16 protein-coding genes are annotated in these 17,211 nt (G+C 32.1%); 10 read left to right on the top strand and 6 right to left on the bottom strand.

Annotated elements, in window-relative coordinates:
* Positions 1 to 2 precede the first annotated feature (2 nt).
* The 7 genes from ABNT22_RS09415 (at position 3) to ABNT22_RS09385 (ending at position 7,127) form a co-directional block, all read left to right on the top strand.
* Positions 3 to 818, top strand: a complete 816-nt coding sequence (locus ABNT22_RS09415; RefSeq protein ID WP_348717261.1) for a carboxypeptidase-like regulatory domain-containing protein — start codon at positions 3 to 5, stop codon at positions 816 to 818.
* Positions 811 to 1,611, top strand: a complete 801-nt coding sequence (locus tag ABNT22_RS09410; protein WP_348717263.1) for a carboxypeptidase-like regulatory domain-containing protein — start codon at positions 811 to 813, stop codon at positions 1,609 to 1,611. Before ABNT22_RS09415 ends, ABNT22_RS09410 begins: the two co-directional genes overlap by 8 nt.
* A 50-nt stretch (positions 1,612 to 1,661) precedes the next feature.
* Positions 1,662 to 2,456 carry a carboxypeptidase-like regulatory domain-containing protein gene (locus tag ABNT22_RS09405; protein WP_348717265.1) on the top strand — a complete coding sequence of 265 codons (795 nt, stop codon included), beginning with the start codon at positions 1,662 to 1,664 and terminating at the stop codon, positions 2,454 to 2,456.
* 30 nt (positions 2,457 to 2,486) lie between these two features.
* Positions 2,487 to 2,978 (top strand): DUF6702 family protein, encoded by a 492-nt coding sequence (locus ABNT22_RS09400; protein WP_348717266.1) that lies wholly within the window; start codon positions 2,487 to 2,489, stop codon positions 2,976 to 2,978.
* A 74-nt stretch (positions 2,979 to 3,052) separates the two neighbouring features.
* Positions 3,053 to 5,281: a M1 family metallopeptidase gene (locus ABNT22_RS09395; RefSeq protein WP_348717268.1), complete on the top strand. Its 2,229-nt coding sequence runs from the start codon at positions 3,053 to 3,055 to the stop codon at positions 5,279 to 5,281.
* A gap of 73 nt (positions 5,282 to 5,354) precedes the next feature.
* Positions 5,355 to 6,575: a TlpA disulfide reductase family protein gene (locus ABNT22_RS09390; RefSeq protein ID WP_348717270.1), complete on the top strand. Its 1,221-nt coding sequence runs from the start codon at positions 5,355 to 5,357 to the stop codon at positions 6,573 to 6,575.
* A 90-nt stretch (positions 6,576 to 6,665) separates the two neighbouring features.
* Entirely contained in the window at positions 6,666 to 7,127 is a 462-nt protein-coding gene (locus tag ABNT22_RS09385) for a nuclear transport factor 2 family protein (protein ID WP_348717272.1), read from the top strand.
* 9 nt (positions 7,128 to 7,136) lie between these two features.
* Here the strand turns inward: ABNT22_RS09385 and recG are convergent, their stop codons facing one another.
* Positions 7,137 to 9,260, bottom strand: a complete 2,124-nt coding sequence (gene recG / locus ABNT22_RS09380) for an ATP-dependent DNA helicase RecG (protein WP_348717274.1) — start codon at positions 9,258 to 9,260, stop codon at positions 7,137 to 7,139.
* 61 nt (positions 9,261 to 9,321) lie between these two features.
* Here recG and ABNT22_RS09375 point away from each other — a divergent pair, with 61 nt between their 5' ends.
* On the top strand, positions 9,322 to 10,533 hold the full coding sequence (locus tag ABNT22_RS09375) for an RsmB/NOP family class I SAM-dependent RNA methyltransferase (protein ID WP_348717275.1): 1,212 nt from the start codon (positions 9,322 to 9,324) through the stop codon (positions 10,531 to 10,533).
* A gap of 64 nt (positions 10,534 to 10,597) precedes the next feature.
* Here ABNT22_RS09375 and ABNT22_RS09370 read toward each other — a convergent pair whose 3' ends face one another.
* From ABNT22_RS09370 to ABNT22_RS09350, 5 genes are all read right to left on the bottom strand, one after another.
* Complete coding sequence (locus ABNT22_RS09370; RefSeq protein ID WP_348717277.1) at positions 10,598 to 12,817, bottom strand: xanthine dehydrogenase family protein molybdopterin-binding subunit; 2,220 nt, start codon at positions 12,815 to 12,817, stop codon at positions 10,598 to 10,600.
* 11 nt (positions 12,818 to 12,828) lie between these two features.
* Entirely contained in the window at positions 12,829 to 13,290 is a 462-nt protein-coding gene (locus tag ABNT22_RS09365) for a (2Fe-2S)-binding protein (RefSeq protein ID WP_348717279.1), read from the bottom strand.
* 118 nt (positions 13,291 to 13,408) lie between these two features.
* The gene (locus ABNT22_RS09360; RefSeq protein ID WP_348717281.1) at positions 13,409 to 14,359 is read right to left on the bottom strand and encodes a phosphoribosylaminoimidazolesuccinocarboxamide synthase; all 951 of its coding nucleotides are present in this window, start codon (positions 14,357 to 14,359) and stop codon (positions 13,409 to 13,411) included.
* 39 nt (positions 14,360 to 14,398) lie between these two features.
* Entirely contained in the window at positions 14,399 to 14,965 is a 567-nt protein-coding gene (locus ABNT22_RS09355; protein ID WP_348717283.1) for a hypothetical protein, read from the bottom strand.
* Positions 14,966 to 14,970: 5 nt separating this feature from the next.
* Complete coding sequence (locus tag ABNT22_RS09350) at positions 14,971 to 15,924, bottom strand: PhoH family protein (RefSeq protein WP_348717285.1); 954 nt, start codon at positions 15,922 to 15,924, stop codon at positions 14,971 to 14,973.
* A 117-nt stretch (positions 15,925 to 16,041) separates the two neighbouring features.
* On the opposite strand from ABNT22_RS09350, the gene ABNT22_RS09345 reads away from it, so the two are divergent.
* Positions 16,042 to 16,905, top strand: coding sequence for an SAM-dependent chlorinase/fluorinase (locus ABNT22_RS09345; protein ID WP_348717286.1), 864 nt, complete (start codon positions 16,042 to 16,044; stop codon positions 16,903 to 16,905).
* Positions 16,906 to 16,911: 6 nt separating this feature from the next.
* Positions 16,912 to 17,208 (top strand): antibiotic biosynthesis monooxygenase family protein, encoded by a 297-nt coding sequence (locus ABNT22_RS09340; RefSeq protein ID WP_348717288.1) that lies wholly within the window; start codon positions 16,912 to 16,914, stop codon positions 17,206 to 17,208.
* The last annotated feature ends 3 nt before the right edge of the window (positions 17,209 to 17,211 follow it).

The raw sequence follows: 17,211 nt of genomic DNA, 5'->3' as shown, positions 1-17,211 counted from the left end.
CTGTGAAAAAACATTACTTACTACTACTTATTCTAATACCTATATTATTGAAGGCTCAAGAAAAAAGAAAATACTTTTATGGCACCTTAAAAACAAAATCTGTCGTAATTGCTAATGCACATATTATTAACTTAAAAACAGGACAAGGTGCCTTTAGCAATGATACTGGAAACTTTAGAATATTAGCTAAAGTACAAGATTCTTTAAGTATATCGTATGTTGGATTTAAAACAGAAACATTAATTGTTAAACCAATTCATTTTGGAATGCAAACAAACAATATTGAACTTACTAAAAGTTCTATTGCTTTGGATGAAGTGGAAGTAAAAAAACATAATTTTCTAGGAATTCTTTCGAAAGACATGGAACAAACCCCAGAAGATATTGCCATCGTAAAATCGAAAGGCGCTTTAGATTTTTCAAATATTGATTTTAAACAACCAACAATTAAAGTAATTGATGATTTTAGCAGAAAAAAAGCTCCTGATGCAAGAAAATTAACAGATCCAACTGCAAAGTTTGCTGGAGTAGGAACCACTATAGGAGGCCTTGATAAATATGCTCTAGAACTAAGAAAACAACGAAAAGAAATCAATTATAAAGAAAACTTTCCTAAAATGTTACTTTCTGAATTTGGTAGTTATTTTTTCTTTAATGAACTCAAAATTCCTAAAGATAATTATTATCATTTCTTAGAGTTTTGTAATTCATTTAATATTGAAGGCTTGTATAAAGAAAATAAAGTTCTCGATGTAATTAATATATTGCGTCGTGAAAGCAAAAAATACTTGCTCATAATAAATAAAGAAAATGAATAAAGCATTTATATACATAATCATTCTTTTATGTGCTTCAAAACTATATAGTCAAGAACATAGAAAATATATGTATGCCGAAATCAATGATAAAATTGGTCCAGTAGTAAATGCACACATTATTAATTTACAAACTGGTCAAGGTACCTTTTCTAATGACAATGGAGAGTTTAGAATTTTATCAAAAGAAAACGATTCATTAAAAATATCTTCTGTAGGATATAAAACAATAAGTTTCATTGTTCAAAAATCAAATTTTGGAATTGAAAAGAACAACATTTCTTTGCAAAAAGTTGCTATTGATTTAGACGAGGTTGAAGTTAAAAGAAATAATTTATTAGGAAATTTAACCTCAGACAGTAAACTAGTAAAGAAAGAAAAAGAAATAAATGCCGAAACTTTAAAATTACCTTATGCAGGTTCTAAAAAGCTCACCCCTGCTGAAAGAAAATTGTATACAGCTAAAGGTGGAGACTTTCCTTTTTTAATAGGTTTCGGAGCAATTGTTTCTGTTGACTATATTTTAAATTCTATCTCTGGTAGAATCAAAAAGTTAGAAAAAGGCTTACAACATGAACGACTTGAACAACGAGTAACTTATCTCAAAAGTACTTTTTCAAATTATATCATTACCGACTTAAAAATTAATGAAAGTGATTTATATCGTTTCATTTATTTCTGTTTGTCCGATGAAAACTTTTATACAAACCTCCAATTAAGCGAAGTAGTTATTATCAATTCATTAAAAGATAAATCTTTAGAATTTAAAAAGTTAAATCCTAAAGATTATAAGTAAAAATTCGAATAAAAATCGTAAATTTAGGAGTAACCGAATTTTGTTTTATTATGAAGACTCGATTATTTTTTTTATTTATTTTTTTAGGTTCGATCATATACGCTCAAGAAGAAAGAAAAACTCTTTTTGGTATAGTTTATGACAAAAATGGCGTGCTTGAAAATGCCCATATTGTTAACTTTTCTAATAATACAGCCACTTTTACTGATGAAAATGGTGAATATCGAATTTTTGCAAGACCAACAGATACTTTAAGATTTACTTCTATAGGTTACAAAACCATTTTTGTTGAATTAACCAAAAAACACTTTAATACTTATAGAAAAAGGGTAACCTTGGAAAAGCAAGACTATGAATTGGAAGAAATATTGGTTAGAAACAATGAACTTTCTGGTGATATAAGTAAGGATGTAAAAAAAGTAAAACACGATACTAGACAAAAAGAAATACAGGAAAAACTAAACATCAAATCCATTGACTATACCAACAATTACGATTATAATGATAGCAGATTGAGGCATAAAATAGTAAAAACAGATCCAACTAGAGATTTTGAGGGTGTTGGTACCACAACCTTTATTCCTCTAAAAAACACCAGCGCAATGAAAGCCTTAAGAAAAGAGCTTGAGTTCAAAGAAAATATGCCTGCTAAATTATTAAGTGAACTTGGCGAAGAATTCTTTTTTACTGAACTTAAGATACCAGTAGAGCGTTATTATCATTTCTTGGAATACTGCAACCCTTTAAATATTGAAAATTTCTATCAGAACCGAGAAGTTTTAAAAGTGATTAATATTTTTAGAAATGAACATGTAAATTACCTTAAAATCATAGAAAAAGAGTAATTTGGCGCAATAATTGGTACGCTATTAAACATGAAAAAATATTTTTCTTTACTCTTCATAATTCCTTTATTATCCTTTTCTGTTCATAAATACTACTTGGCATTAACAGAAATCGAACACGATAGTAAAAATAAATCTGTTCAAATGATTATGAATGTTTTTATGGATGATTTTGAATTAGCCCTAAATAAAGACTATCATTTAGATTTACAATTGGCCTCTAAACAGGAACCCAAAAACGTTGATACTTATTTTCAGAAATATTTACAAGCACATTTTAAGGTTCAAATCAATGGTAAAGAAGAAAACTACAAATACATTGGAAAAGAATATGATGGAAATATTATCTATTTCTATTTAGAAATTAACAATATTGAATCAGTTAAAAGTATTGAAATTCAGAATGATATTTTGGTTGCACATTTCCCTGATCAACAAAATCTGGTCAAAGCAAAAATTAACAATGAGAGAAAAAGCTTATTTCTCGACAAAAAAAATGATAAAGGTTTGTTAAAATTTTAACCTTAACACATCATTACATTTAATATTTCTGTAAATTCCCCGATAATTTAATCAAATTCAACATCAAACAAGAAATGAGAAAGTATACTTCATTATTATTTTCTGCTCTTTTTGTTTCCGCATCGGTATTTGCACAGGAAGCACCAAAAAAAGAACCGCAAAAAGGTCATATCGACCAAAATAAATTTCGTCAATTAAAAGACGTATTACCAACACCTAACGATCAAAGAACGGCATCGGGTGCACCTGGTCATCAATACACGCAACAAAAGGTTGACTATATAATGGATATTCGTTTAGATGAAGCGAATAACAAATTATATGGAGATGAGACAATTACATACCACAATAACTCTAAAGATCAATTAGAATACTTATGGGTACAATTAGATCAAAATATGCGTGCTCCAGATTCTAAGACTCCTTTAGCTGAATCTAAAGGTGCTAGTGGATGGCAAACCCCATCAAAATTTGTTGATGATAACATGGGTAAACCAAAAGACTTTGGTTATAAAATCGAAGCTGTAAAATATGCAGATGGTAGAGATTTATCTTATACGATCAACCGTACAATGATGCGTATTAACTTACCAAAACCTTTAGCTTCAGGAGGTACATTTAAATTCAAAATTAAATGGAACTACTTAATTAACAATTCAGTTGACGATGGAGGACGTTCAGGTTTTGAATTATTTAAAGATGGAACAAAAGCATATACAATTGCTCAGTTCTTTCCTCGTTTAGCTGTTTATAATAATGTTGAGGGGTGGCAAAATATGCAATTCTGGGGTCGTAGTGAATGGGCTTTAGAATTCGGAGATTATGATGTAAAAATCACAGTCCCAGCAGATCATATTTTAGATGCTACAGGTTCTTTACAAAACGAAAAAGATGTTTTAACAAAAGAACAACGTAAGCGTTTTGAAAAAGCAAGAAAGTCGTACAAAGATCCAGTATTTATCGTTACTCAAGCTGAAGCTGAAGCTAACGAGAAAGAAGGAACTAACAAGTCAAAAACTTGGCACTTTAAAGCTAATAATGTTCGTGATTTCGCTTTTGCATCTTCAAGAAAATACATTTGGGATGCTATGGCAGTAAAAATTAACGGTAAAGACATTATGGCCGTTTCATTATATCCTAAAGAAGGAAATCCATTATGGGAAGAGCATTCTACAAGAGTTGTTGCAAATACTTTAGAAGAGTATTCTAAAATGACTTTTGACTATCCTTACCCAAAAGCAGTGTCTGTACACGCTAAGCGTCAAGGAATGGAATATCCAATGATTTGCTTTAACTATGGTCGTCCAAATCCTGATGGAACATATTCTGATAGAGTAAAGAATGGAATGATTGGAGTAATTACACATGAGGTTGGACATAACTTCTTCCCTATGATTGTAAACTCTGATGAACGTCAATGGACATGGATGGATGAAGGATTAAATTCTTTTGTTGAGATTTTAGCAGAATTGGATTATGATCCAAACTTTAATACAGGTAATTTACCAAAAGATATTGTACGTTATATGAGCATCGACCAAGAGAACTTATCTCCAATTATGTCACAAGGAGACTATGTACACAACTTTGGTCCAAATGCATATACAAAACCAGCTGCTGGTTTATACATGTTACGTCAAACAATTATGGGACCTGAGTTATTCGATTATGCATTTAGAACTTACTCTAAAAGATGGATGTTCAAACACCCAACTCCAGCTGATTTCTTTAGAACAATGGAAGATGCTTCAGGTATGGATTTAGATTGGTTCTGGAGAGGATGGTTCTACACTACTGATTATACTGATATTGGTATTAAAGAAGTTAAACCATTGTACTTAACAGATAAGCCAAATGAAAGAACTAAAAAGTTACAAGAGCAATATCCTTCTTACTTTGCAAGCTTAGGAAAATTAATTTTCTTAACTACAAATAAAGACGATGCTAATAGTTCTGAGGTTGAAGCTTACATTAATGGTTTACCTGCTGATAAAAAGGCTAACCTTAAAAAGTTACCTAAGTACATGTACCAAGTTGAGTTTGAAAAGCCAGGAGGTTTAGTAATGCCTATTATCGTTGAATTAACTTATGCTGACGGTTCTAAAAAGCGTGAAACATTCCCTGCTCAAATTTGGAGAAAAGATGAGAATAAAGTTTACAGAGTATTCTCTTCTGATAAAGAAATTAAGAGTATCGTAGTTGATCCAGATTTAGAAACTGCTGATACTGATACATCAAACAATAGCTGGCCTAAACAAGAGGAAAGTAAGTTTGATAAATTCAAAAATAAAGTGAAAGGTTAATCACCAAAAACCTACTTATAAAACGCAACTAATTTTAGTTGCGTTTTTTGTTCATTAAAACATCGATTTCATCATGAGAATTTATAGCTTCTTATTCCTAATAGCATTTACATTTTTTTCTTGTAACAACACTCCTAATCAAACACTTTTAAAAGAAGGAAGTTATAGGGCTGTGTTACACGTACAAGATCATCAAGAGTTACCATTTACCTTTAAAGTCGTTAATAAAGAACAATTGGAAATTTACAATGCTGATGAAATCATCAAAATAAATGAAGTTAGTTATAAAAACGACTCTGTATACATTCAAACACCTGTATTTGAAGGATACATTGCTGCCAAAATTCAAGATAATAACTCTTTAACAGGATCTTTTGTTAAACCTACTTTAAACAGGGTTGTTCCTTTTTCTGCTGAGTTCAATAATACAACTAGATTTCCTAGTAAATTGAACCCTATAGCAATTATTAAAGGGAATTGGGAAACGGTATTTAGCCCAAATAACTCCGAAGATCAATACATCGCTAAAGGTATTTTTGAACAAAATGGGGCAAATGTAACTGGAACTTTTAGAACTACTACTGGAGATTACCGCTATTTAGAAGGAATCATAGATGGCGATTCTTTAAAATTATCAACCTTTGACGGAGCTCATGCTTTTCTTTTTACAGCTCAAATTACGGACTCTACAATGAATGGGAATTTCTATTCTGGAAATCATTGGAAAGAGCCTTTTACCGCCAAATTGAATAATTCATATGAATTACCCAATGAAAATACTTTGACTAAGCTAAATGACGGATACGATACCTTCAATTTTTCTTTTCCAGATAAAACGGGAAAACAGATTTCATATACCGACGATAACTTTAAGAACAAAGTTGTAATTGCCCAAATAATGGGAAGTTGGTGTCCAAACTGCTTAGACGAAAGTAGATATTATGTCGAGTACCTAAAAAAGAACCCTAATCCAAACGTTCAATTTATTGCACTAGCTTTTGAACTTGATAAAACACAAGATAAAGCATTTCAAAAGTTACAACGTTTAAAGAAACAAATAGGTATTACCTACCCTGTTTTATTAGCTCAATATGGAGGTTCTAATAAAAAAGAAGCTGCTAAGAAACTTCCCATGCTCAATCATATCTTATCGTATCCTACTACTGTTTTCATAGATAAGAAAGGAAAAGTTCGTAAAATACATACAGGCTTTAATGGACCTGCCACCGGGCAAAAATATATTGACTTTAAAAAAGAGTTTGAAGACTTTGTAAAACAACTTTCGGAAGAGTAAACTTAACGAAAGAAACATTCTTATAATTAACGCGTTGTTAACAGTTGGTCTACTCTTTGATTTTTACATTTGATTATAATATCAAATGCAATGACCAAACCAATAAAATTCATTCTTTCAGTATTACTCTTAATACTTGTTGTAAATCAAAGTATTGCACAAGAAAATACAGCTGTAAATCAAGTTAATCAGAACACTATAGTCGATACATATTACAAGCTAAACGTTAAAGCGTTTCAAGCCAATTCAACCATTGAAGATATTAATCGAATTTTTAAACTATTTACAGATGATTTTACTTATGTACATCCTAAATATGGTGGTACATATACTAGAGATGACCTATATCAGGGCTATATAAGAAATCAAAAAAATGGCATGTATAATGGAACAATTACGGATGTCAAAATATTTAGTAGAATTACTGGAGTAAATGCTATTGCTGTTAAAAGAATTTACATCGATAATGAAATAAAAGAAGAAAAAGATGCTAAAATGACTTTATTTGAGTTTAAAGAAGGAAAAATTTCAAAAATATTTGAATATTGGTAAAATCTATTCCTAACTAATATTACTCCAAATTCCAGCCTTTTTCTGCAATTGACTATACGTTTTTAGCAACTTCTCATTTTCTGGTTTTCCTAAAGCAGGATCCTCCTCTAATATGTGAATAGCGACTTGTCTTGCTTTGTGTAAAATTGGAGAATCTTTTACTACATCTGCAATTTTCAAATTTAATACTCCACTCTGTTGCGTTCCCATGATATTTCCAGGGCCGCGTAACTTCAAATCAACCTCAGCAATTTTAAAACCATCCGTTGTTTCTACCATAGTTTGTAAACGAGTTTTCCCATCTGAAGACAACTTATAACTCGATAACAAAATACAATAACTTTGTTCTGCTCCACGTCCTACTCTACCACGTAATTGATGTAACTGACTTAGACCAAAACGTTCTGCACTTTCAATAACCATTACCGAGGCATTAGGTACATTTACTCCAACCTCAATTACTGTAGTAGCCACCATTATTTGGGTTTCACCGTTCGCAAAACGTTCCATTTCATAATCTTTATCTGCCGGTTTCATTTGTCCATGCACAATACTAATTTGATATTTTGGAGCTGGAAACTCTCGAGAAATACTTTCATAACCATCCATCAAATCTTTATAATCCATAGCTTCAGACTCCTGAATTAACGGATATACTACATATACTTGTCTACCTTTTGCTATCTCATCTTTTAAAAACTTGAACACTCCTAAACGATTGCTATCATAACGGTGTACAGTTTTTATTTCTTTTCTACCTGGAGGTAATTCATCTATTACAGAAATATCCAAATCTCCATAAACAGACATTGCTAAGGTTCTCGGAATTGGTGTTGCGCTCATTACTAAAATGTGAGGAGGGACAGCCCTTTCTCCTTCATTTTGTGAAGACGGACTCTTCTCCCATAACTTTCTACGTTGAGCAACACCGAAACGATGTTGTTCATCAATAATAGCTATTCCAAGATTCTCAAACTGTACTTTATCTTCTAAAATAGCATGGGTTCCAATTAGAATATGCAAGGTTCCATCTTCTAAGCCTTGGTGAATTTCTCTTCGTTTTTTAGTCTTAGTAGAACCTGTAAGCAAATCAACCTTTATGGATGTTTCTTTTAATAAACCTGAAATACCATTAAAATGTTGAATTGCTAAAATCTCAGTTGGAGCAATAATCGTTGCTTGATAACCATTATCAATAGCCAATAACATCGTAAGTAAGGCGACAATGGTTTTTCCAGACCCCACATCACCTTGTAATAAACGATTCATATGTACTCCAGAACCAATATCCTTACGTATTTCTTTTAAAACTCTTTTTTGGGCATTGGTTAAATCAAAAGGTAAATGATTATTGTAAAAATTGGTAAACTTCTCTCCTACATGCTCAAAAACAAATCCCTTTAATTTCGACTTTCTGATAAGTTTTTTTTGTAATAACTGAATTTGAATAAAAAATAACTCTTCAAACTTCAAACGATACTGTGCCTTGGCTAAAAATTCCTGATTCTTAGGGAAATGAATATTTAAAAAGGCATCTTGTTTTGCTATAAAACGATGTTCGTCTAATAAATACTTTGGTAGTGTTTCTTCAATGCTTCCAAAGGCTTGTTGTAATAAATTTTGAATCATACTACGCATGACTTTATTACTAATCCCTTTATTACTTAACTTTTCAGTAGAAGGGTATACGGGTTGCATTGCCATTTGCAATTTACTTTTATAAGCCGCTACTGTTTCCATTTCTGGATGTGGCATACTAGCCGTGCCATAATACCAATTCAGTTTCCCATAAATTACATAAGGAACATTAACCTTTAGACTATCTTTAATCCATTTGGCTCCTTTAAACCAAACCAACTCCATAGAGCCTGTGGCATCGCCAAAAGTAGCCACTAACCTACTTCCTCTTTTTTGTTTTACTTCTTTAAGACCTATTACCTTACCAACAATTTGAACTTCAGAAGAATTTTGTTCTAGTTGGTTGATTGTATAAAACTGCGTTTTATCAATATATCGAAACGGAAAAAGGTGCAATAAATCTTTACACGTTCGAATTCCTAATTCAGAATATAGCAATTCGGCACGTGCCACACTTACGCCTTTGATATATGTAACAGGTTGGTTTAAATTCATGCATAACGAAAATACAAAAAGACATTAAATTCAACTATCTTTGCACTCTTAAATTCATCAAATGAGATTACATAGAAATTTAGTTTTTGCAGTTATTGATAGCATCCGTGATATTTTTAATGAAGGAGTCTATGCTGATAAAGCTGTAGAACAAGCACTTAGAAGAGATAAACGTTGGGGAGCAAGAGATAGAAAATTTGTGGCTGAGACTATTTATGAAATAGTACGTTGGAAGCGTCTGTATGCAGAAATTGCAAATGTAAAAGCACCATACGCTAGGCCTGATTTATGGAGAATGTTTGCTGTTTGGTGTGTTTTAAAGGGAATTCAATTACCTGATTGGAATCAAATTGAACCTACTCCAACTAGAAGAATTAAAGGTAAATTTGATGAATTATCTAAAATTAGAAAGTTTAGAGAAGCTATTCCTGATTGGATTGACGAGGTTGGATTACAAGAACTAGGAGAAAAAGCTTGGACTAAAGAAATAGCTGCTTTAAATAAGCAGGCTGATGTTATCTTAAGAACAAATACATTGAATATTTCTAAAGACAAACTTCAAAAAATACTTTCTTCTGAAGGAATCGAAACTGAATTTGTTAAGGGACATGATGATGCTTTAAAATTAGTAGAAAGAGCGAATGTTTTTAAAACACAAGCATTTAAAAAAGGATATTTTGAAGTGCAAGATGCTTCTTCTCAATTAGTAGCTCCTTATTTAGATGTACGACCAGGAATGAAGGTTGTAGATACATGTGCTGGTGCTGGTGGAAAAACATTGCATTTAGCTTCTTTAATGGAGAATAAAGGGCAAATTATTGCTATGGATATTTACGAAAGTAAATTGAAGAAGTTAAAAGTACGTGCAAGAAGAAACGGAGTTCATAATATTGATACCAAAGTAATTGATTCTACAAAGGTTATTAAAAAGTTACACGGTAAAGTAGATAGAGTATTGATTGATGCTCCTTGTTCTGGTTTAGGTGTTATTCGTAGAAATCCGGATAGCAAGTGGAAATTAGAACCAGAGTTTTTAGATCGTATCCGTACAACACAACAAGAAGTATTACAACAATATTCTAAAATGGTAAAAACTGGAGGAAAGTTAGTATATGCAACTTGTTCTGTATTGCCTTCTGAAAATCAACAGCAAGTAGATTTCTTTTTAGCTTCAGATGCTGGTAAGGACTTTAGTTTTGTTAAAGACAATAAAGTACTGGCTTCTGAGTCTGGATTTGACGGATTCTACATGGCACTTTTAGAAAGAAAATAATTGATGTTTTAATAAAACAAAAAGGTCAGAAGTTTTACTTCTGACCTTTTTTGTTGTTTCTTGTTTAACCAAGAACTTTATTCTTCTTTAATTCACTATCAAATGGCTGACTATACAGTCGTTTACCTAATGCTTTATGAATTGCATTTGCTACCGCTCCTCCTGCTGGTGGTAATCCAGGTTCACCTAGTCCAGTAGGTGATAATTCATTCTCAACAAAGTGCACCTCAACTTGAGGTGTTTCATTCATTCTAATCAATCTATAGGTATCGAAATTCTTATTCGAAGGAATTCCATCTTTAAACCCTAAATCACCATACATGGCATGTCCAATTCCATCCAAAACTCCTCCTTGCATTTGGTTAACTCCTCCAGTAGGATTGATTACAATACCACAATCTACAGCAGCCACTACTTTTGTTACAATTGGATATCCATCTTTCAATTCTACCTCAGCTACCTCAGCAACATGAGTATTATGACTATAATACGCTGCAAAACCTTGGTAAACTCCTTCTTTACTCTTACCCCAACCTCCTTTTTCTGCGGCTAGTTTTATAGTTTCTTCCATACGATCTCCTGAATACTGAATTCTTTCATCGGTCGTTCCTTTTACATTCTGCAATAATTCAATCCTTAATTGAACAGCATCTTTACCTAATTCTTCTGCTATTTCATCAAAGAAACTTTGTTCTGCAAAAGCTAAGAAATTAGTATAAGGAGCTCTCCAAGCTCCTGTGGTTACATCACTTTTATAGTTTTGTGTTGAAACCTTATAGTTAGGAATACAACCTGCTGGAAAGAAATGTGGTATTAGGCCATACATATTGCTATTTATAGCAGCTTCTTTCAAATGGTACCCAGTAATTTTACCATCTTTTAATGATGCGGCAATTCTATACTTTATAGCCGGTCTGTAAATACCTGTAGTCATATCATCTTCACGTGTAGAAACCACTTTAACTGGTTTTTTAATCGCATTCGATATTTCCGCAGCTTCATATACGAAATCAGCATACAAACGACGACCAAATCCACCACCCATTCTGGTCATATCTACTTGAATGTCTTTTAAATCTCTACCTAACATATCTGCAACTCCCTGTGCTGCATATTCAGGTGTTTGCACTGGACCAATCAAATGTACTTTCTCATTAGTAACATTTGCAAAGAAATTCATAGGTTCTAAACAGTTATGTGGTAAAAATGGTGAGTGATAAGTTCTTTCAATTACCTTATCCGCCTCTGCAAAAGCTTTGGTTACATTCCCATCCTCTCTTCGAACGTCAAAATTATTTCCTTCTAATATCTTATCTAAAACTTCATTCTGTTTATCAGTACTCTCTAATTCGCTTCCTGACTTCCATGTAGCTTTAATTGCATTTTTACCCTTTATTGCTGCCCAAGTACTATTTGCAATTACTACTACTTTATCTGTTGGAGACATGATAAAAGTCCAATTGAACTTACCTTTATCTAAAAAGCCTCTTACTTTTTCTCCAATAGTAATAACATCTACAACTCCATTAATTTTTTTTGCTTCTGTTGCATCAAATGATTCTAATTCTTGACCAAAGGCTGGTGGACGCAATACTGAAGCGTATACCATTCCTTCTTCTTTAAAGTCAATACCAAATAATGGTTTTCCAGTAACAATATTTTCTAAATCTACATTTACTCTATCTGTACCAATGATTGTATATTCTGAAGGTTTCTTCAACGTAACATTTTCCGGAACTTCTATTTTAGCCGCCTCTTTTACAACATCTCCATAACCTAATTGCTCTCCTTTTTCATTCGTAATAACTCCTTTTGAAGCCTTACAAGTAGACGCATCTACACCCCACTTAACAGCTGCAGCATTGATAAGCATTTGTTTAGTAGTAGCTCCCGTTTGCCTTAGAGCATCCCAACCTTGACGAATCGATTGACTACCTCCGGCTAACTGACGTTTATAATGTTTTGTATCTAAAGGAGCTTGCGCCACATTTACCTTATCCCATTCAACATCTAGTTCTTCAGCAATAATCATGGGCATAGATGTTTTTACTCCTTGTCCTATTTCTGGATTTGGCGAATAAATGGTTACATAACCTTCATCAGATATTTTAATAAAGGCATTAAAATCATTAAAATTTAATTTAGAAATATCTACAGGTGGTTTGGCCTCTGTTTTACATGCAGTAAATAAATTGAAGCCTACTAGTAATCCACCACTAGCTAAAGCAGAAGCTCTTAAAAAATTTCTTCTGCTAAATGTAAAACTGTTTTCTTGAGTTTTCATGATAAAATCTTTTAAGACATTTTTTCTGCAGCAATAGCTACTGCTTTTTCTATTCTGTTATATGAGGCACATCTACATAAGTTACCATGCATAGCTTCTCTAATTTCTTCTGTAGTTGGATTTGGATTGTCTTTTAAAAAGGAGGCAGCCGTCATTATTTGACCTGCCTGACAATATCCGCATTGAGGTACGTCTACTTCTTTCCAAGCTTCTTGCAAAGGATGGTCTCCATTTTCAGAAAGCCCTTCTATAGTCGTAATCGCTTCATTATCTATCATAGATACTTGTAACTGACAACTTCTCATTGCTGTTCCATCTAGATGAACTGTACATGCACCACATTGTGCAATACCACAACCAAACTTGGTTCCTACCATGTTTAATTCATCTCTTAAAACCCAAAGCAAAGGTGTATCAGCATCAACCGTCACTGTTTTGGTTGATCCATTTATTTTTAAAGTGTAAGTTGGCATTTTGGATAGTTTTTGTTTGTTCTTGTAAATTACAAAAAATAAACTTGCCAGCTCTTATTTTGATTCTTTTTAAGAAAATTTTAAAAGAAAAAAGAGAGCCAAAACGCTCTCTTTTATTCTAAATATTTTTTAAAAAACTAGAAACATTTTTATCTATTCGTTCTAATACATTCTCTGTATTTGCCTTCACAAATGTTTCTCCAGTTATCTGTTCATATAATTCTATATATCTATTGGAGATCTCAAAAATCTTTTCATCAGTCATTTCAGGAATTTGTTGTCCTTCCTTTCCTTGAAATCCATTTTCTATCAACCACTGACGTACAAACTCTTTTGAAAGTTGTTTTTGCTTCTCTTCTTTTGCTTGACGCTCTTCATATCCATCAGCATAAAAATAACGTGAAGAATCTGGTGTATGTATTTCGTCTATTAAAACAATTTTACCTTCCTTAGTCTTACCAAATTCATATTTAGTATCTACTAAAATTAGACCACGTTTTGCAGCCAATACCGTTCCTCTTTCAAATAAACTACGTGTATATACCTCTAATACTTTGTAGTCTTCTTCAGAAACAATTCCTTTAGCTAAGATTTCTTCACGAGAAATATCTTCATCATGCGCTCCATTATCAGCTTTGGTAGATGGTGTAATAATTGGCGTTGGGAATTGATCATTCTCTTTCATACCTTCTGGCATTGAAACACCACATAACATACGCTTACCTGCTTTATATTCGCGTGCTGCATGTCCTGATAAATATCCACGGATTACCATCTCTACCTTAAAAGGCTCGCACAAATGTCCTACTGCTACATTCTCATCTGGGGTTGCTATCAACCAATTCGGAACGATATCAGCAGTATCATTCATCATTTTGGTAGCTATTTGATTTAAGATTTGTCCCTTAAAAGGAATTTGACGTGGTAAAATAACATCAAACGCAGAAAGACGATCAGAAGCAATCATTACAAGCAAATCATCGTTTATATTGTAAACCTCTCTTACTTTACCTTTATAAACAGATTTTTGCTTCGGAAACTGAAAATTAGTTTCGTTAATTGTATTCATTATATAAAAAGTTGTGTTGTTGGCGCAAATGTAAGTTTTTTATTCCTCTTTTGGTATTCTTTTTATTTGCTTTATGTTGTCTGCAATCGGTGAAACCGTTACTACAGTATCTCCATTCTGAACATAAAAAATATAGCTAGTATTCTGACCTACTTTTTTGACTCTCATAGAAGTATCATTCTTAAAAACAAGTATACAATTGTTTTTAAAAGTTTTGTTTTTTAATCTTTTACTATAGCTAATAGACATTCCAATTCGAATACTTGGAAAAATAATCAACATCGTAAACAACATTGCACTATACAATGTTCTCTTATTTTGTATTTTTTCTAAGGCTTCCTTCTTATTTGTTTTTTTAAATATCCATGGTAAAAACTTTACCATGTAGAAATAATAAAAAATCATCAATACCACTACTAGAATAAATACTTTTAAATTACTCGTAATCAAACTAAAAGGTGATATTAAGGCATCTAAAATTGAGGTATATTCTATATAATGTATTCCGAGTACTCCATAAAATATACTTTCACTAATAATACCCACAACAACCAATACGACATAGGCCAATGATAGTATTTCCTGAAAATTTAACTTTTCAAACATAACTTCTATTCAGTTTCAATACCTTTATATGCAGTAATAATTTGTTTTACTAATCGATGACGAATTACATCTTTATCATCCAAGTAAACCTGTGCAATTCCTTTAATATCTTTTAAAGCTAATAAGGCCTCTTTTAATCCTGATATTTGCCTACGAGGTAAATCTATTTGTCCAGGATCTCCTGTAATAATAAAACGAGCATGCATTCCCATACGTGTTAAAAACATTTTCATTTGTGCATGCGTTGTATTTTGTGCTTCATCTAAGATTACAAAAGCATTGTCTAAAGTTCTACCTCTCATAAAAGCTAAAGGTGCTATTTGAATCGTTCCTTTTTCTAAATAAGCTTGTAACTTCTCATGTGGAATCATATCTCTTAAGCCATCATATAAAGGTTGCATATATGGATCTAACTTTTCTTTTAAATCTCCCGGTAGAAAACCTAAATTTTCACCAGACTCTACAGCTGGTCTTGTTAAAATAATTCTTTTGACTTCTTTTTCCTTCAATGCTCTAACTGCCAAAGCTACTGCGGTGTACGTTTTTCCTGTACCTGCCGGACCTACTGCAAACAACATATCATTGGTTCTCATTAAATCAACCATTTTACGCTGATTAGCCGTTTGCGCTTTTATGAGTTTACCATTGATACCGTGTACTAAAACATCATCTCCTTTTCCAGACTTACGAATTTCTTCTTCTTTACCAGTAGATGTTAAAATACGTTCAATACTATTTTCATCTAGTTTATTGTATCTATTGAAGTATTTGATAAGCATTTCTAAACGTTTCTCAAATTCATCTAAAATTTCTGCTTCTCCATACGCTTTTAATTTATTTCCTCTAGCAACAATTTTTATTTTTGGAAAGTAATTTTTTAATTGTGTTATTGTGCTGTTTTGTGCTCCAAAGAAATCATTTGGATTAATTTCTGTTAACTCAATAATACGTTCGTTCAAATTGATAAAAAATTTTAAGGTTAATATGTCTAAATTAACGAATATTTTCTTTGAATTATGTAGCTTTGTCTAAAATTTTAGCACAGTTTTTCACAAATTAATTAACAAATACTTTTAATGTCTCTAATTACTTTAACTACTGATTTTGGCTTGAAAGACCATTTTGTGGGCGCAGTAAAAGGAGCTATTTACTCGGAATTACCTGATGCTAAAATAGTTGACATTACACATCTCATATCTCCTTTTAATATTACAGAAACGGCATACATACTAAAAAATGCTTACAAAAGCTTCCCAGAAGGAACGATTCATATTATTGGAGTAGACTCTGAATTAAGTAGTGAGAATAAACATATTGCTTTAGAGTTAGATGGACATTACTTTATTTGTCCTGATAATGGACTCATTTCAATGATTGCTTCGGAGGTAAACCCTACAAAAATTGTTGAAATAAATATTCACGACTATCTTGAAAGTAGTTTTCCTGTATTAGATGTATTTGTCCAGGTTGCCTCTCATATTGCCAGAGGAGGAAGTTTAAATGTCATTGGTAAAGAAATTCAGAATTATAAAAAGATTGTTGAAATTCAACCAAAAATAAACCAAGACCAAACTATTATTGTCGGAGGTGTTATTTACATTGATAATTATGGAAATGTAATTACCAATATAACCAAAAAGTTATTCAGTACTATTGGGAAAGGCAGAACATATAGTATTAGAGCTGGTCGATATGAGTTTAAAAAAATTGTAAATCAGTATAATGAAATTGTTGATTTTACCGTACCTACCGAACAACGTATGTATGATGGTAACAAGTTGGCATTGTTTAATTCTGCTGGATATTTAGAAATAGCTATTTATAGGAGTAATTTAAATACCGTTGGAGGAGCTTCTACCTTATTAGGTCTTAAATATAGAGACTCTATAGCTATTGAATTTGAAAACGTTGTAAAGCCAGAATTTACAACCGTAACCTAATTTTGTATGTTTGTACGTATTGTAAAACTTAGTTTTGATCCTACAAAGATTGAAACTTTCTTAAATAATTTTGAAAATCAGAAACAACATATACGAAACTTTCCAGGGTGTCGTTTATTAGAGTTGTATAGAGATAAAACCAATACCAATGTGTTTTTTACGTATAGTTACTGGGAATCAGAACAAGATTTAGAAAACTATAGAAATTCTGAACTATTCAAGGGTATTTGGGCAAACACAAAAATATATTTTAACGACAAACCTGAAGCTTGGAGCGTTGATAAAGTAGCTAGACTACCATAATGT

This window comes from Tenacibaculum sp. 190130A14a, from assembly GCF_964048965.1.
Taxonomy (GTDB): domain Bacteria; phylum Bacteroidota; class Bacteroidia; order Flavobacteriales; family Flavobacteriaceae; genus Polaribacter; species Polaribacter polynesiense.
The sequence above is the reverse complement of the archived record's forward strand: the minus strand, read 5'-3'. Positions and strand labels throughout refer to the sequence as shown.

Coding starts and splice junctions, on each gene's coding strand:
- ABNT22_RS09410 (WP_348717263.1), top strand. CDS start 811: ATGAATAAAGCATTTATATACATAATCATTCTTTTATGTGCTTCAAAA.
- ABNT22_RS09405 (WP_348717265.1), top strand. CDS start 1,662: ATGAAGACTCGATTATTTTTTTTATTTATTTTTTTAGGTTCGATCATA.
- ABNT22_RS09400 (WP_348717266.1), top strand. CDS start 2,487: ATGAAAAAATATTTTTCTTTACTCTTCATAATTCCTTTATTATCCTTT.
- ABNT22_RS09395 (WP_348717268.1), top strand. CDS start 3,053: ATGAGAAAGTATACTTCATTATTATTTTCTGCTCTTTTTGTTTCCGCA.
- ABNT22_RS09390 (WP_348717270.1), top strand. CDS start 5,355: ATGAGAATTTATAGCTTCTTATTCCTAATAGCATTTACATTTTTTTCT.
- ABNT22_RS09385 (WP_348717272.1), top strand. CDS start 6,666: ATGACCAAACCAATAAAATTCATTCTTTCAGTATTACTCTTAATACTT.
- recG (WP_348717274.1), bottom strand. CDS start 9,260: ATGAATTTAAACCAACCTGTTACATATATCAAAGGCGTAAGTGTGGCA.
- ABNT22_RS09375 (WP_348717275.1), top strand. CDS start 9,322: ATGAGATTACATAGAAATTTAGTTTTTGCAGTTATTGATAGCATCCGT.
- ABNT22_RS09370 (WP_348717277.1), bottom strand. CDS start 12,817: ATGAAAACTCAAGAAAACAGTTTTACATTTAGCAGAAGAAATTTTTTA.
- ABNT22_RS09365 (WP_348717279.1), bottom strand. CDS start 13,290: ATGCCAACTTACACTTTAAAAATAAATGGATCAACCAAAACAGTGACG.
- ABNT22_RS09360 (WP_348717281.1), bottom strand. CDS start 14,359: ATGAATACAATTAACGAAACTAATTTTCAGTTTCCGAAGCAAAAATCT.
- ABNT22_RS09355 (WP_348717283.1), bottom strand. CDS start 14,965: ATGTTTGAAAAGTTAAATTTTCAGGAAATACTATCATTGGCCTATGTC.
- ABNT22_RS09345 (WP_348717286.1), top strand. CDS start 16,042: ATGTCTCTAATTACTTTAACTACTGATTTTGGCTTGAAAGACCATTTT.
- ABNT22_RS09340 (WP_348717288.1), top strand. CDS start 16,912: ATGTTTGTACGTATTGTAAAACTTAGTTTTGATCCTACAAAGATTGAA.